At 46.3% G+C, this 14,535-nt stretch carries 15 protein-coding genes; 12 read left to right on the top strand and 3 right to left on the bottom strand.

The window, feature by feature from the left end; translation table 11 throughout:
• Positions 1 to 9: 9 nt before the first annotated feature.
• The gene (locus EL173_RS07250) at positions 10 to 888 is read right to left on the bottom strand and encodes a YitT family protein (RefSeq protein ID WP_005686424.1); all 879 of its coding nucleotides are present in this window, start codon (positions 886 to 888) and stop codon (positions 10 to 12) included.
• A 100-nt stretch (positions 889 to 988) separates the two neighbouring features.
• Here EL173_RS07250 and EL173_RS07255 point away from each other — a divergent pair, with 100 nt between their 5' ends.
• The 5 genes from EL173_RS07255 to EL173_RS07275 all read left to right on the top strand — a co-directional run bounded on the left by EL173_RS07255 (position 989) and on the right by EL173_RS07275 (position 6,403).
• Positions 989 to 2,185 carry a CCA tRNA nucleotidyltransferase gene (locus EL173_RS07255; RefSeq protein ID WP_005689285.1) on the top strand — a complete coding sequence of 399 codons (1,197 nt, stop codon included), beginning with the start codon at positions 989 to 991 and terminating at the stop codon, positions 2,183 to 2,185.
• Between the two features lie 125 nt (positions 2,186 to 2,310).
• On the top strand, positions 2,311 to 2,766 hold the full coding sequence (locus EL173_RS07260; RefSeq protein ID WP_005686420.1) for a hypothetical protein: 456 nt from the start codon (positions 2,311 to 2,313) through the stop codon (positions 2,764 to 2,766).
• A 148-nt stretch (positions 2,767 to 2,914) separates the two neighbouring features.
• Positions 2,915 to 4,828 (top strand): ABC-F family ATP-binding cassette domain-containing protein, encoded by a 1,914-nt coding sequence (locus EL173_RS07265; RefSeq protein WP_015764458.1) that lies wholly within the window; start codon positions 2,915 to 2,917, stop codon positions 4,826 to 4,828.
• 16 nt (positions 4,829 to 4,844) lie between these two features.
• On the top strand, positions 4,845 to 5,795 hold the full coding sequence (locus EL173_RS07270; RefSeq protein WP_014571324.1) for a thymidylate synthase: 951 nt from the start codon (positions 4,845 to 4,847) through the stop codon (positions 5,793 to 5,795).
• Positions 5,796 to 5,911: 116 nt separating this feature from the next.
• Positions 5,912 to 6,403, top strand: a complete 492-nt coding sequence (locus tag EL173_RS07275) for a dihydrofolate reductase (protein ID WP_005689288.1) — start codon at positions 5,912 to 5,914, stop codon at positions 6,401 to 6,403.
• Between the two features lie 134 nt (positions 6,404 to 6,537).
• On the opposite strand, the gene trhA is transcribed toward EL173_RS07275, so the two are convergent.
• The gene (trhA, locus tag EL173_RS07280) at positions 6,538 to 7,179 is read right to left on the bottom strand and encodes a PAQR family membrane homeostasis protein TrhA (RefSeq protein WP_005689290.1); all 642 of its coding nucleotides are present in this window, start codon (positions 7,177 to 7,179) and stop codon (positions 6,538 to 6,540) included.
• 241 nt (positions 7,180 to 7,420) lie between these two features.
• Between trhA and EL173_RS07285 the strand changes: the two genes are divergently transcribed.
• The 7 genes from EL173_RS07285 to EL173_RS07315 all read left to right on the top strand — a co-directional run bounded on the left by EL173_RS07285 (position 7,421) and on the right by EL173_RS07315 (position 13,420).
• A complete protein-coding gene (locus EL173_RS07285; protein WP_005689292.1) occupies positions 7,421 to 8,263 on the top strand; it encodes a DegV family protein in 843 nt (280 codons plus the stop codon).
• Between the two features lie 262 nt (positions 8,264 to 8,525).
• The gene (locus tag EL173_RS07290; protein ID WP_005686405.1) at positions 8,526 to 9,371 is read left to right on the top strand and encodes an SGNH/GDSL hydrolase family protein; all 846 of its coding nucleotides are present in this window, start codon (positions 8,526 to 8,528) and stop codon (positions 9,369 to 9,371) included.
• A 4-nt stretch (positions 9,372 to 9,375) separates the two neighbouring features.
• Positions 9,376 to 10,017, top strand: a complete 642-nt coding sequence (locus EL173_RS07295) for a YpmS family protein (protein WP_005689296.1) — start codon at positions 9,376 to 9,378, stop codon at positions 10,015 to 10,017.
• A 25-nt stretch (positions 10,018 to 10,042) separates the two neighbouring features.
• Positions 10,043 to 10,561, top strand: coding sequence for a peptide-methionine (S)-S-oxide reductase MsrA (gene msrA, locus EL173_RS07300; RefSeq protein WP_005689297.1), 519 nt, complete (start codon positions 10,043 to 10,045; stop codon positions 10,559 to 10,561).
• A gap of 2 nt (positions 10,562 to 10,563) precedes the next feature.
• Positions 10,564 to 10,806, top strand: a complete 243-nt coding sequence (locus EL173_RS07305) for a YozE family protein (RefSeq protein WP_005686399.1) — start codon at positions 10,564 to 10,566, stop codon at positions 10,804 to 10,806.
• Positions 10,775 to 12,217 carry a S41 family peptidase gene (locus EL173_RS07310; protein ID WP_014571326.1) on the top strand — a complete coding sequence of 481 codons (1,443 nt, stop codon included), beginning with the start codon at positions 10,775 to 10,777 and terminating at the stop codon, positions 12,215 to 12,217. Before EL173_RS07305 ends, EL173_RS07310 begins: the two co-directional genes overlap by 32 nt.
• Positions 12,218 to 12,475: 258 nt before the next feature.
• Positions 12,476 to 13,420 (top strand): hypothetical protein, encoded by a 945-nt coding sequence (locus EL173_RS07315; RefSeq protein WP_020752223.1) that lies wholly within the window; start codon positions 12,476 to 12,478, stop codon positions 13,418 to 13,420.
• Between the two features lie 15 nt (positions 13,421 to 13,435).
• On the opposite strand, the gene EL173_RS07320 is transcribed toward EL173_RS07315, so the two are convergent.
• The gene (locus tag EL173_RS07320; RefSeq protein ID WP_019728331.1) at positions 13,436 to 14,452 is read right to left on the bottom strand and encodes an IS30 family transposase; all 1,017 of its coding nucleotides are present in this window, start codon (positions 14,450 to 14,452) and stop codon (positions 13,436 to 13,438) included.
• Positions 14,453 to 14,535 lie beyond the last annotated feature (83 nt).

Raw genomic sequence — 14,535 nt, forward strand, 5'->3', positions numbered from 1 at the left:
GGTCTTAGGCTAATGGCCGAATAAAAGGCGTCGGCGCTTCTTTTGATAAGTGAACCCTTCACCCAGTGCTTCATGGACATCCAGAATGCTAATAAAAGCACGCGGATCAATGGCTTCAATCAGCCGTTTTGTGTGGGCAATTTCGCTGGAAGCCACCACGGCGTAAACGACTTGCTTGCGGTCATGGGCAAAGCCGCCTTCTGCATGCAAAAAGGTTGTTCCGCGTTCAAGCTCGTCCATAATCGCCGTGGCAATTGCCTGGCTGTGGTCCGATACGACTAAGACACCCTTGGCAGCATAGGCACCATCAAGCGTAAAGTTGACGATGCGCGAGAAAACGTAGGCGCCAAGCAGCGTGTACATCATGAGCTCAATGTTTAAGTATGTCAGGGAAACGGTCAAGACAATGGCATCGAATATGAGCAGCGTTCGCCCCATTGGCACGCCGGTTTGCTGCTCAAGGATGCGGGCAACGACATCGGTACCTCCAGTGGTTCCGCCATGTCGATAAATAATCCCACTACCAAAGCCGCCAAAAAGCCCGGCTAAAACGCCGGATATAAACAAGTCATGGTGAATATCAATGCTTAAGGGCACCCGTTGCCAAATCCACAACCAAGCAGATAACATCAAAGTTCCATAGATGGTATAGGCTAAAGCACGCTTGCCCAAAAATTTGTAGCCCACAATCAGCAAAGGAATATTCAACAAAACCGTGCTATAAGCCGGATCCAGACCCCACCAGTAACGAATCAGCAGAGTGATCCCGGTGACGCCACCTTCTGCTAGGTGATTGGCAATATTGATATACACGAGTCCAAAGCCGTAAAGCGCACAGCCCAAAGTGATCACTAAAAGATCCAGTCCGATTCGCGTGTTACGTGACATGAGATGCCTCCCTGAAAAGATTTTAAGCTCATTTTAACAGAGATTTTATTTTTCGGTATGATTAAGGGGAGGTGCCGGACGAAAGTAAGAGGAGAATTTGATGCAATTAGATTTAAACCAGCCAGATTTTAAAGCAGCGATCCCGATCTTGAAAAAAATCGAAGCAGCCGGATATAAAGCCTATTTTGTGGGTGGCAGTGTCCGCGATGCCTTACTGGGACTGCCCATTCATGATGTCGATATTGCCAGTTCCGCATATCCTGAAGAAATCAAGCGGATTTTTAAGCGTACCGTGGATACTGGCATTGAACATGGCACGGTGATGGTTCTGGATCATGGCACTGGCTACGAGGTGACAACGTTTCGAACCGAATCGGCTTACCAAGATTTTCGCCGGCCGGATCATGTGACATTTGTACGCTCGTTAGCTGAGGATTTGAAGCGCCGCGACTTTACCATTAATGCCTTAGCAGTGCGCCATGATGGGACGATTATTGACTTATTTGACGGGTTAACGGATTTAAAAAATCGCCAATTGCGCGCTGTTGGCGACCCGCATGAACGGTTTCATGAGGATGCCTTGCGAATGATGCGTGCCGTCCGGTTTGAAAGTCAACTCGGGTTTCATATTGAAGCGACGACTAAAGCCGCGATTGCCGCTAATGCACCATTATTGAAGCATATTTCAGTCGAACGGATTGCTGCAGAATTCAACCGGCTTTTGGTTGGCATTGACCGGCGTGCCGGGATGCAAGACTTTCTTGATACGCACCTGTTTGCCTATGCACCCAAGCTAGCGCCTCATCAAGCAGCATTGCAGCAATTTAGTGAATTGCCAAATCAAGCGTTCACAAGTATTGCCAGTGGCTGGACGGCGTTGATCTTCATGCTTAAAGTCGCGCCGGAATCGTTTTTGCCTGCGTGGAAGCAATCCAATGACTTGATGGGTTTAGTTGACCAAGCCGTGACCTTGTTGCGGAAAATGCCGACACCGACTGCTTGGGATCTCTACAGCGCCGGATCAGCAGCTGTGGCCGTGGTCAGTGAAGTCGCCGCATTGATGGATCACCAGTTTGTCCCGGCATCGCTGACGACTGCTTACGAAGCGTTGCCGATCCATTCCAAAAAAACCTTAGCACTGACTGGGCGTGATTTAATTCAAGCTGGCGTGCGCCCGGGGCCGGCGATGGGCAAGATTTTGCATCAAATTGAGTACCGCGTGGTTGATGGCAGCTTGCCGAATGATTCAAAAAAGTTGTTAGCTGCAGCTATTGAAATGTCTCGAGAACCGTCGTAAGTGTGTTATGATAGGCATGTAAGCACATTCAACAACATCATGAGGGGCGGAACAGATTAGCTGTGATGCGCGCGAAAGTATCCGGTTAATTGTTGCTCTGACTTGATGGCGAAGGGGGATTTCCAATGGCAGAACATGTTTTTGAACAGTTAGTTTTTCATTTTCGTAATGGTGACGAATGGACGGTGCAACATGATGAATTGGCAGATGTCTGGATCAGTCGGGTGACGACCAGTTACGGCCGGATTCACGGTGGCCAGATTCAAGAAATTCATCCATGCAAGAGCTTTAAGGTCGAGATCTTGCCTGAAGCCGACCACGTTAAGTCCAGTGATATTAACACCGGCTCACTGGAAATGGGGATGTTTGGGCGCGCAACAAAGTATCAGGACATTGAAAAGATGGATCTGGTTTTTGATGATCAGACCAAAAAGCAGGTTCAGATTTATTTTCCGTTCAAGCAAAAAGATCCAAGCGGGCTCGATAATGAATATCAAACGAGCAAGCTTGCCAAAAATGGCCACCTTTACATTGTGATTGATGCTCAGCATACCGTGGATGATGAATATCCGCGAATTTAAAGCGGCCTGCTAAACTTTAATTATTTCATCAATATCAGGGGCGTCTGATTCCAGTACGAGCGGTTGACCGCTTACGACTGATCACGCGCCCCTTTTCTTGTGCCTTGCTTCTTGCTAAGATGGACAACGACAGGAAATGAGGGACGACATGCAGACGCTAACAGCACAGGGCCTGAGCAAGGCTTATGGTGATAAGCAATTATTCAATCAAATCGACTTTTTGATTAACGAAGGCGAGCGAATCGGTTTGATTGGGGTGAATGGTACCGGGAAAACGACGCTCATCCGGTCTTTAGCCGGGATGGAATCGGTTGATGCCGGGACGATTAAGACCCCAAAGCAGTATCGCATCAGCTATCTCGCACAGATACCGGAGCTTGATCCCGACTTACCGATTATGGATGCAATCTATCATGGTGATTCACCGGTTTTTCAAGCAATTCGCCAATATGAACGCGCTTTGGCAGCCTATACAAAGGATCCGTTAAATCAGGCAAAAACCGATGCCTATACCAAAGCCGATGCTAAAATGACGCAAGAGGATGCGTGGTCGGCGGAAACCGATATTAAAACGATCCTCACGCAATTGCACATCGGCGACTTAACGGCACGGGTCGGCAGTTTATCTGGCGGCCAACAAAAGCGGGTCGGTCTTGCCCAGGTATTAATCGAGTCGCCAGATTTGTTATTGTTAGACGAGCCCACGAACCACCTTGATTTTGACTCTATTGCCTGGCTGGAAAATTATTTGAGTCATTACCGCGGCGCCTTGGTCGTTGTGACTCACGACCGTTATTTTCTGGATCGTGTAACCAATCGTATTTTCGAATTAGACCGCGGTCGGCTTTTCCAGTATCAAGGCAATTACCAAGCGTATGTCGCCAAAAAAGCAGAACAACTGGAAGCCGAAAAGTCGGCTGGGCATAAGCAGGCACAACTTTATCGCCAGGAACTGGCATGGATGCATGCTGGTGCCCAGGCACGATCAACGAAACAACAGGCCCGTATTAATCGGTTCAAGGCGCTACAAAAAGCAAAAGACGAAGCACCGGCACCTGACCAGCAGCTGGATCCGATTCAAATCGCAAGTACCAGACTAGGCAAGAAGGTTATTGAAATACATGATGCCAGCTTGCGATTTGATCAGCAGGTCATCTTAAATCATTTTGATTGGCTGGTGCAGCCGAATACCCGCATCGGCATTACCGGTCAAAATGGTGCTGGTAAGTCAACCTTGCTCAATATTATTGCAGGTAAACAAGCGCTTGATAGCGGCACCATTGAATTGGGGGAGACAGTTCGGTTAGGTTACTATACGCAGCTTAATACGAATCTGGATCCAAAAAAGCGGATCATCACCTACTTGCAAGAAGTAGGCGAAGAAGTCGTGCAGGCAGATGGGCAGCGCGTTTCGGTGACTCAGATGCTGGAGCAATTTCTATTTCCACGCAGTATGCACGGCACTTTGATTGGCCGCTTATCAGGAGGCGAAAAACGGCGCCTATATTTACTACAGGTATTGATGCGCCAACCCAACGTGTTACTGTTGGATGAGCCGACCAACGACTTGGACATCGCCACCTTGACCGTTTTGGAAGATTATCTTGATCATTTTCCCGGCACCGTGATCACCGTGTCACACGATCGTTACTTTCTTGATAAAGTTGCGGATCAGCTGCTTATTTTTGATGGTAATGGCCGAATTGAACGCGCCGTGGGTGAATTTTCCGATTATCTGGCAAAACAAAAACCGCAGTCCGCTGCATCAAAAACAAACTCAGCCGCGGCCAAGCCAAAAGCACCGGCAAAAAAAGCGGCGCCAAAACAGAAGTCAAAGCTGACATATGCTGAGCAGATAGAGTATGATAAGCTCCAACAAGAACTTGATGAATTAGACGAGCAGTTGGCCAAGGTTAAAGCAGAAATGGCGCAGGTCAATGGTGAGGATTACGTGAAGCTGGGCGATCTGCAGGCACAGCTTGATGCGATCAATAAGGATATTGACCAGAAGTTCGATCGATTCGCCGAGTTGGATCAATATGTGTCGAGTAGTGAACGGTAAAGGAGCAGAGCAGACAATGTTAGAACAGCCATATCTTGATCTTGCAAAAAAAGTTCTGGATGAAGGCCATTTCAAGCCTGATCGGACCCATACAGGAACTTACAGTATTTTCGGCCACCAAATGCGTTTCGACCTTAGCAAGGGCTTTCCATTACTGACGACCAAAAAAGTACCATTCGGCCTTATTAAGAGTGAGTTGTTGTGGTTTTTACACGGTGATACCAACATTCGGTTCTTACTCCAACACAGGAATCACATTTGGGATGAGTGGGCGTTTGAAAAATGGGTGAAGAGTGATGAATATCACGGCCCGGACATGACTGATTTTGGGCATCGCAGCCAAAAGGATCCGGAATTCGCGGCAGTTTATCATGAAGAAATGGCTAAATTCGATGACCGGGTGCTTCATGATGATGCTTTTGCAGCCAAATATGGTGATCTTGGCTTGGTTTATGGATCCCAATGGCGGGCCTGGCATACGAGCAAGGGTGACACGATCGACCAGTTGGGGGACGTTATTGAGCAAATCAAAACGCATCCCTATTCACGACGGCTCATCGTGTCGGCGTGGAATCCGGAAGATGTCCCGACAATGGCGCTACCGCCTTGTCACACGCTCTATCAGTTTTATGTCAATGATGGCAAGCTGTCTTTGCAGTTGTACCAACGTTCGGCTGACATTTTTCTTGGCGTCCCGTTTAATATCGCGTCCTATGCGTTGTTAACGCATCTGGTCGCGCATGAATGTGGCCTTGAAGTTGGCGAATTCATTCATACATTCGGCGATGCGCATCTTTACGTCAATCATCTTGACCAAATTAAAGAGCAGCTCAGTCGCACGCCGCGGCCGGCACCGACTTTACAGTTGAATCCGGATAAACATGATATTTTCGACTTTGACATGAAGGATATTAAGTTGCTTAATTACGATCCTTATCCGGCCATTAAGGCACCGGTTGCCGTTTAATCGCTAGAAGACGGCAAGTCATAACAAGTGTCTGATTGCTTTGTCAGGTTTACCAATGACACAAAAGGCGCCATTTTGTTCGGCTTTGGATTGCATACTCAAAGGAGGGGTCTCGAATGACCGCATTTTTATGGGCACAGGATCGCGATGGCTTAATTGGCAAAGATGGTCATTTGCCATGGCATTTACCGGATGATTTACATTATTTCCGGGCGCAGACAGTTGGTAAGATCATGGTCGTTGGTCGGCGCACCTATGAAAGTTTTCCTAAACGTCCTTTACCTGAGCGAACCAATGTTGTTTTGACCCATCAGGAAGACTATCAAGCGCAAGGTGCCGTGGTCGTGCATGATGTTGCGGCGGTTTTTGCTTATGCTAAGCAGCATCCCGATCAGGAACTGGTCATTGCTGGCGGTGCACAGATCTTTACGGCGTTTAAAGATGATGTCGATACGTTACTGGTAACACGTTTGGCTGGCAGTTTTGAAGGCGATACGAAAATGATTCCATTAAACTGGGATGATTTTACCAAAGTCTCCAGCCGCACCGTTGAAGATACCAATCCGGCGCTGACGCACACTTATGAGGTTTGGCAAAAGAAGGCTTAAGCAGAAGCCGATGACCGGAATTGGTGGTTGCCAGCTGGTGCGGGTGTGAGTTTAGACGCATATTTGCGTGCATTTAAAAAATCGTCTCTCGTACAGAAGAGGCGATTTTTTGTCGTTTATTTTAATCAATTATTTTACAGATAGAAATAAATAGATAAGTACATGCACAGGCTGCCGAGAATCACAAAGAGGTGCCAGATAACGTGGATGTAGGGGATGCCTTTTTGCAGATAAAGCATCGCCCCGCCTGTATAAGCCACACCACCGGCGACTAGCAACCAAAAACCGACTGGGCCCAAATGATGCCACAATGGAACCATGCCGACTAAGCAAAGCCAGCCGAGGACAACGTAGATCATCGTTTCCAGATGCTTGAAGCGATTCAGAAAGAAAAGTTTGTAGGCAATGCCGCCGAGACACAATGCCCAGATGGCGATTAGCAGACCAATGCCAAGTTTCCCGCCAATAGCGACCAAACAATATGGCAGGTAAGAACCGGCAATCAGAATGAAGACACCTGAATGATCAAGTACCTGCAAAACATGGCGCGCCTTGCTAAAATAAAAACCATGAAAAGCAGTCGAGGCGGTGTAAAGCAACATGAGCGAAACGCCAAAACCGAGAAGACTGAAAAGTTCAACTTGACTGCCGCTATTGACGCCTTTAATGCCTAACGCAATGGTGCCGGTTACGGCTAAGCCAAGTGCAAACGCATGGGTGATGGCGCTAAACATTTCATTGTTAAATTCATAATGACTTGATTTTGACACGCGCATTGTTTACCTCCTGATGAACATTTGTAATGGGTGGGGAAGATGGCAGGCTTGCAACCACAGCATGGCTTAAATCAGGAACTCGATCGTTTGGCTGCTACCTGTTTATTAAAAGTTTAGCATGTTACGTTTTACAATACAACTAAATCTAGTTATGACAACTAGGTGATGTGTACTGACATTGTTTAAGTAGTTTGCTATAATAATCACGATAGACGAACCTAACAGAAAGCGTGGCTCAGACATGGCAAATATCAAGATCGTCACGGATTCTTCCGTTCAGCTGACTCCAGAAGAAATCAGCCAACACAATATTACGGTTGTTCCGTTGACCATTATGATTGACAATACGGTTTATATTGATGGTGAAACCATTACGCGGGAAGACTTTATGGACGAGATGGCAGCAGCGCAAAATCTGCCGAAGACCTCGCAACCGGCGATCGGTACGTTTACCGATGTTTTTGATAAACTAACGGCAGACGGCAGCCAAGTATTGTCCATTCACATGACAGAAACCATCAGTGGCACGGTAAATTCGGCGCGACAGGCGGCTCAGCTGGCAAAAGGCGATGTGACCGTCATTGATTCGCAATTTACCGATCGCTCAATGGCATTTCAGGTGTTGGCAGCCGCAGAAATAGCCGAGGCAGGTAAAGACATGCCAACGATTCTTGATAAGCTCAAGCAAATTCGTGACCATACTATCTTAGTGTTGGGCGTGACTAACTTAGATAATTTAGTCAAAGGCGGCCGGCTCAGTCGCGTTTCTGGCTTAATTTCGTCATTCTTGAATATTAAAGTTGTTTTGCAAATGGAACATGGCGAACTGAAGGCCTTGCGTAAAGGACGCGGCATGAAGACGATTAATAATTTCGTGACCGAAACTATCAGCAAAATGGCCAAGCTGACCGATATTCAAAGTATTGGCGTATCAACGGCAGGTGCTAAAGAAATCGGTGAAGATATCGGGCGGCGCTTAGCAGAAGTCTTGCCCAACGTCCCGATTCTGGTTCGCCCAACCGATCCGGTCATCGCAACACATACCGGACCCGGTGCCTTTGCCATCACTTATTACACTGATTAATTTTAAAATAAATTTAACCGGCCGGCGTCAGCGTCGGCTTTTTTTAATGACAATGGTATTTGGGTGACGATTGCCTGAAGTCATGCCTCACCGATGAGTCGGGAACCGGTGATAGGGTTGCGATTGTTCGCTCGAAAAATACAGCTGCTGAACCTGATGCGAGTACCGGAGAAAGACTAAAGCAGCAACCTTTGTTTATTCACGAGACCTCAAGTAAAATAATATATTATAACTTGTTATTCATGTATTTATGGGAGGCAACATGCGTACATTAAAAAATTTCTTTATTTCCTGCGGTGTCTTGCTGCTCGCTTGTCTGCTCGCGTTTGGTGGATGGCAATTATTCGGACCGGTCAGTTCACCAAGTGAAGTGAAAGTCGTTGCCAACACCCCCAAACATTTGCAGTTGACGGCACTCGGCGATTCATTGACTTATGGCGTTGGAGATGCGACTAATAATGGTGGTTTTGTCGGACTGACTAAAGGTGAGCTGGAGGCAACCGGGCAATATCAAGTCACCACGAAGAACTATGGCGTCAGTGGCAATACCAGTGGGCAGATTCTCACTCGCGTCAATAAGCAGCCTAAAATCCGGGCAGACTTAAAACGGGCCAATATTATTACGGTGACAGCCGGGGGCAATGATTTAATGCACGTCTTGCAAAAGCATTTTTTGACGTTGTCGGAAAAGCAGGTGACGGCTGGTAGTGTTGCATTTCAAAAACGGCTGGCAACATTACTGACAACGATTCGCAAAGAAAATCCAACTGCACCCATTTATGTTTTTGGCATCTATAACCCATTTTATGTTTATTTCCCGAAGATGACGGCGATGACGAATAGTGTGAAGGCCTGGAACCAAGCAACGCAAAAGACCTTGCAGCAATTTGATCGCACGTATTATGTGGATATCGACAGTGTGTTATCTAATGGCGAAACAGCAGCAAATAAGGCTTCCGCTAAAGAAGCGCTTAAAGAAGCGACTTCCGGTGATGGCAATCCGCTGATTTTTTCACAGGATCATTTTCACCCTAATAATGCCGGTTATGGGCAGATGACAAAACAGCTCATGAAGCAAATGAAAGCAACCAAGAAAGCGTGGGAGTAAGAAGATGCAGGCAAAGAAACGATCGCTTCAAAGAAATGCGGCTAAACAAAAGGCGGTGAGAACCGGAATTAATTGGTGGAAATGGTTATTCCTTATTTTGGTCGGGCTATTGCTTGGAACCGGGATCTGGTTTACGAAGACCGCACTGATGCCAGTCAAGATCAACTCGGCTCCCCAAACGGCCATGACATCCAACGACCCGGTATTTACCGTCAAAGTCACCAAAAATAGCGCCAATCGAATTATGGCGCATTATCTGAAATCATATCTGAAGGACAGCAAGATCAAATATGCCGTCACTTTGGGAACCAATGAAGCAGCGTTAAGCGGATCGTTCAAATTTCTAGGGAATGCCGTTAAGTTCCAGTTAACATTTGATCCGCTTGTGTTGAAAAATGGTGACGTTTTGCTTAAAGCCAAGAATCTGAATATCGGCGCATTGCCAGTACCAATCAGTTTTGTCATGAGCTATATTGGCAACAGTTATAAAATTCCAAAGTGGGTCAGTCTAGATAGTAAGGCTGGTACGGTTGTGCTAAAATTGAGCCAATTTAAACTCCAAAATGGCATGACCCTTAAGGCAAACAAGTTGGATCTGACCAATGATGATCTTGAATTTGCGGTTTACTTGCCTGATGAAGAGTGACCATTAGAAAGAAGTTGAAACAACAATGAAAAAAGAAACGGCTATTTTTGCAGGCGGCTGCTTTTGGTGCATGGTTGAGCCTTTCGAGGAGCAACCCGGGATTTTGAATGTGGTTTCCGGTTATACCGGTGGCCATGTTGCCAATCCTACCTATGAACAGGTTTCTTCGCATACCACGGGTCACACGGAAGCCGTGGAAATCACGTTTGATGCGGATGTGATTGATTATCCGTCACTTTTGAATATTTACTGGCAACAAACCGATCCAACCGATGCAATGGGGCAATTTCAGGATCGCGGCGATAACTATCGACCGGTTATTTTCGTCAAGGATGAGGCACAACGACAGGCTGCTGAAGCTTCAAAAGCGGCGTTGGAAGCTAGTGGTCGGTTTTCTGATCCGATTGTGACTAAAATCGAGTCAGCGAAGCCATTTTATCCTGCCGAACCGGAGCACCAGCAATTTTATGCCAAGAATCCGCGGCGTTATGCAATGGAGCATGCGCAGCGGCAGGCGTTTATCGACAAAAACTGGAAGGACTAATCATGCATCGGACTTTTTACGAGTATCTTATGACGCTGCGTAACCCCAATGACCACAGCGAGGTAGCGGAATTTGCCAAAAATGCTTTCCTGGATCAAAGCTTTCCGAAACATGAAAAAGATTATCATCGGTTAAGTGATTATTTAGAACTCAACGGTAATTATTTACCGACGATGGCCATTTTTGACGAAACGTACCGTGATTACGAAGCCAGTGAAAGCACAGGAGGCGATTCATATCAATAAACACAAGGTGCCATTGTGGGCGGTCATTGTTTTATTCCTAGTTGCGCTTGGTGGCGGTGCGGCAGGTGGTTATGCCCTGTCATATCAGCAAGCACAACAGTCTGTCCTTAAAACCGGAGTTCCCAAAGCCTTAGCACCGGTGATTTCGGCTTATGAAACGGTTACGAATAATTATTATAAACAGGTCAGCACAACCAAACTGACTGATGGCGCGATCAAGGGCATGTTAAGTTCCCTTGATGACCCATATTCGGTTTATTTGCAAAACAATGACAAAACCAATTTAGACGACACCATTTCTGCTTCATTTGGCGGGATTGGTGCAACCATTCAGCAGGATCACAACAACCTTTCTATTGCCAGCATTCTACCGGGAACACCGGCGAAAAAAGCAGGTATGAAGGTCGGCGATGTGCTGCTTAAAGTGAATGGTAAGGATGTGTCTAAAGAGACTGTTACCCAAGCAGTTGCCAAAATCCGTGGCAAAATCGGCACCACAGTAGCAGTGACCGTTAAACGCGGCAGCAAGCAGGCCACCTTCTCCATGAAACGGAAAAAGATTACCGTTGACACGGTGACTGGGAAACTTGCGCCTGCGAATAAACAGGTTGGGGTCATTACGATTTCGACCTTCAGCGAACCGACTGTTAAGCAATTCAAAGCGACTGTTAAGAAATTACGCAAAGAAGGCGCTAAATCCTTTATCCTGGACTTACGGCAAAATCCGGGTGGGATGATGACGGCTGCTTTGTCAATCAGCTCGATGTTCTCCAAAAACGGTCAGACCGTCATGCAGATTGAAGATCGCAATGGTGCAAAGGAAGTCTATAAAGCAGGCAAAAAGCTTGATGGCGGCTTCAAAGTGACTGAAAAAACCGCGGTGCTTATTGATGGTAATTCCGCCTCTGCCAGTGAAATCACCGCAGCAGCATTGCACCAGAACAGTCAAATTCCGCTAGTTGGCGAAAAGAGTTTTGGTAAAGGAACCGTTCAAAATGTCGGCGAGATGAGCAGCAACAAAGAACTCAAGCTGACCGTTGCCAAATGGTTAACGCCAGATGGCACCTGGATCAACCACAAAGGCCTAACGCCTGATGTGAAAGTTGCTTACCCCGCAGCAGCCAAAATAACGTTAATCAATGCAACCCAACTCAAACCCGGTGACAAGGGCAGTGATGTGAAATCGCTGCAACAGATGCTAAAAGCCTTAAAGATCGGCTCAGCTACGGTCAACGGTCAATACGATGATGCGACCCAGGCCGCTGTTAAATCCTTCCAGGAGGCCAACAAGCTGGACGCAAGCGGTACTGCCGATCAGGACACCTTAGCCGCACTGGCACAAAAGCTCAGTGATCAGTTAACGAAGGATGATCCGATGGTAGCGGCTGCTATCAAGGAAGTTACGAAATAGCTCGTTTGAATCAATATCAATGCGCGCGCATGCCTTTGAGGGTGTGGGCGCGTTTTTTAATCTGAGATTTTGGACTTGTTAAGGAGCAACCCCGTACTTATCCCTGAAAATTTATTGACATCATAAATTATAGAAACTATGATTAAAGCACTTAATGAAACCGCTAACATTGCTTGAATCGACTTTTAATCGGTGCGGTAGGAAAAGTATTTAGGTGTTACTGGTTAATAGATTTTAAATAGAAAAGCAGGATTAAATATGCAAACTTTAGATTTTAAGGAAATGATTACTGAGCTACAATCCAAAATACCATTGTATAGGCTGATGTTGTTGAATGCCCCCACAGGTATTGGAAAGAGTTATTCCGTGATCCAAGCATTATGCCAATACGCGGTAGAACAAGAAAACTTTAGGGCCTTTTTTGTAACCGATCAGAAAAAGAATCTGAAATTACAGGACTTTGAAGCTGCTTGGAATCAAGTCGCGGATGAACATAAAGGAACATTCAGTGAACGCATTGGGGTTGTGCGTTCTTTGGAAGATACGGTAGAACGCTTGATTCACGACTGGGATCACAAAAAGATTCCTGGAATGTATCGAGAGACGCCTATATTTAAAAAGAATATTGAAAAACTAAGAAAGACCTTTCAGTGTTATAAGATGCTTCAGAACGATGCTATTGACTCAAAGACATCTTGGAATTTATTGAATAATGCTGAGTACCAGGTTCGTTGTGCAGTTATAGCGGTTTTGGGAGAAAAATCCCATGCCAATATAAAACCAATATTAGATACAAAATCGGACAACTTACAGATTAAACTTAATCCGACTCAGAAAAATACAATTCGAGATTATGTCCTGAAGCAAGCAAAAGCAGATTCTGAATGGCTAAATAACACATTTCCCACAATTGACTTAGATAAAAGAAAAATAATCATTTTAACAACATCAAAGTTCATAAAAGGTTATACGCCCTTCTTTGAAAAAAGTTCGAAATCTTTTCAGTTCTCACCAATTCTATCAAATTCTTTGGTTGTTCTTGACGAGTTTGATAGCACAAAGAAGCAGATTTTAGATAATTCAATTGAGGACGCATTAAAAGTTCAAGTTGATTTATTGCCATTGTTTGATGCTCTATATGAAGGCCTTAGTAAAATTACCTCAATTTTCAAGTCAAGTGCAACGATGATAACGAATTCTTGATAGTGGTCTAGGCTGTTACGCCATGCATCGGTAGTAATCGCATGGGCGAAGATAGTTCAGAATACGTCTGGGACGATGGTTCAGTGCGGATTGGACTGCTTGAATTTCAACCAGGGTAACTGCTCTGAGAGACTTCCCTTTCGGGAAGAATTCCCTAAGCAGTCCATTGGCGTTCTCGTTTGTGCCACGCTCCCAAGGCGAGTACGGATGTGCGAAGTAAATCTGGGTTCCAACAATCTCTGATAACTTGGCAAACTCGGAACCATTGTCAAAAGTGATACTCTCAAATTCCTTGGCCCCGTAGTCGTCGATCGTGTCCTGCAAGGCTTTAAGGCAGGTGCCCGCATGATAGTCAGGAATCTTGACGATGATCTCAGTCCGGCTGTACCGTTCTGTGAGCGTCATTAATGCTGGCTCATCAGCTAAGCGAATACCTTTGACCAAGTCGCCTTCCCAATGTCCCACGCCTGTGCGGTCATTCACGGCCGCAGGACGCAACTCGATTGAGTCGCCGTATATCTTCTTATTCTTGCGCTTGTGGGCGTTCTTATAGCCTTTGATGCGGCGTCGGAGCTTCTTGGGAAGTGTCATGTTGTCTAGCTCAAGCAGCCCGGCGTCGATGTAGCGATACACAGTTGTCGTTGAAGGGCAAGCCTTGCCCTGGTCGCGATAGAAGTGTACGAAGCTATCAACGCTGTGTACGCGCGGCTTACGAGTAAGCTCCCTGGCGAGAGCCTTGAAGAACGCACGGCCGGTCTTAAGAAAGGCGTAGTGACCGGTTCTATCGCGTTTACGGTCGTGCATGGCTTGGGCAGTTTCCGCAAGATAGACTTGATGCGAGTGACGCTTCGAGTCGAGCTGAGTTACAGATCCACGCGTGATTTCTCGTGAGATTGTCGCTTTACTGCGATGAAGCTTCTGTGCAATCACGGTCGCGGTGTCACCAGCAGCCTGAAGGGCCTGAATTGTAGCACGGTCGCTAAAACTGAGTTGTTGGTAATGCTTGTGGGTGTTAGTCTGAGAGTGGGTCATGAAGATTCCTGCTTTCTTGTTTAGCTAGCACTAACAAGAATAGGTCTTCATGGCCTTTATGGTCTAGTCGTCAGGGTGTTGCA

This window comes from Lacticaseibacillus rhamnosus (assembly GCF_900636965.1).
GTDB classification, from domain to species: domain Bacteria; phylum Bacillota; class Bacilli; order Lactobacillales; family Lactobacillaceae; genus Lacticaseibacillus; species Lacticaseibacillus rhamnosus.

What these genes read in the sequence shown, in the direction of transcription:
- EL173_RS07315 (WP_020752223.1), top strand. Translation starts at nt 12,476, where the DNA reads ATGCAAACTTTAGATTTTAAGGAAATGATTACTGAGCTACAATCCAAA.
- EL173_RS07250 (WP_005686424.1), bottom strand. Translation starts at nt 888, where the DNA reads ATGTCACGTAACACGCGAATCGGACTGGATCTTTTAGTGATCACTTTG.
- EL173_RS07255 (WP_005689285.1), top strand. Translation starts at nt 989, where the DNA reads ATGCAATTAGATTTAAACCAGCCAGATTTTAAAGCAGCGATCCCGATC.
- EL173_RS07285 (WP_005689292.1), top strand. Translation starts at nt 7,421, where the DNA reads ATGGCAAATATCAAGATCGTCACGGATTCTTCCGTTCAGCTGACTCCA.
- EL173_RS07290 (WP_005686405.1), top strand. Translation starts at nt 8,526, where the DNA reads ATGCGTACATTAAAAAATTTCTTTATTTCCTGCGGTGTCTTGCTGCTC.
- EL173_RS07270 (WP_014571324.1), top strand. Translation starts at nt 4,845, where the DNA reads ATGTTAGAACAGCCATATCTTGATCTTGCAAAAAAAGTTCTGGATGAA.
- EL173_RS07275 (WP_005689288.1), top strand. Translation starts at nt 5,912, where the DNA reads ATGACCGCATTTTTATGGGCACAGGATCGCGATGGCTTAATTGGCAAA.
- EL173_RS07305 (WP_005686399.1), top strand. Translation starts at nt 10,564, where the DNA reads ATGCATCGGACTTTTTACGAGTATCTTATGACGCTGCGTAACCCCAAT.
- msrA (WP_005689297.1), top strand. Translation starts at nt 10,043, where the DNA reads ATGAAAAAAGAAACGGCTATTTTTGCAGGCGGCTGCTTTTGGTGCATG.
- EL173_RS07260 (WP_005686420.1), top strand. Translation starts at nt 2,311, where the DNA reads ATGGCAGAACATGTTTTTGAACAGTTAGTTTTTCATTTTCGTAATGGT.
- trhA (WP_005689290.1), bottom strand. Translation starts at nt 7,179, where the DNA reads ATGCGCGTGTCAAAATCAAGTCATTATGAATTTAACAATGAAATGTTT.
- EL173_RS07295 (WP_005689296.1), top strand. Translation starts at nt 9,376, where the DNA reads ATGCAGGCAAAGAAACGATCGCTTCAAAGAAATGCGGCTAAACAAAAG.
- EL173_RS07265 (WP_015764458.1), top strand. Translation starts at nt 2,915, where the DNA reads ATGCAGACGCTAACAGCACAGGGCCTGAGCAAGGCTTATGGTGATAAG.
- EL173_RS07320 (WP_019728331.1), bottom strand. Translation starts at nt 14,452, where the DNA reads ATGACCCACTCTCAGACTAACACCCACAAGCATTACCAACAACTCAGT.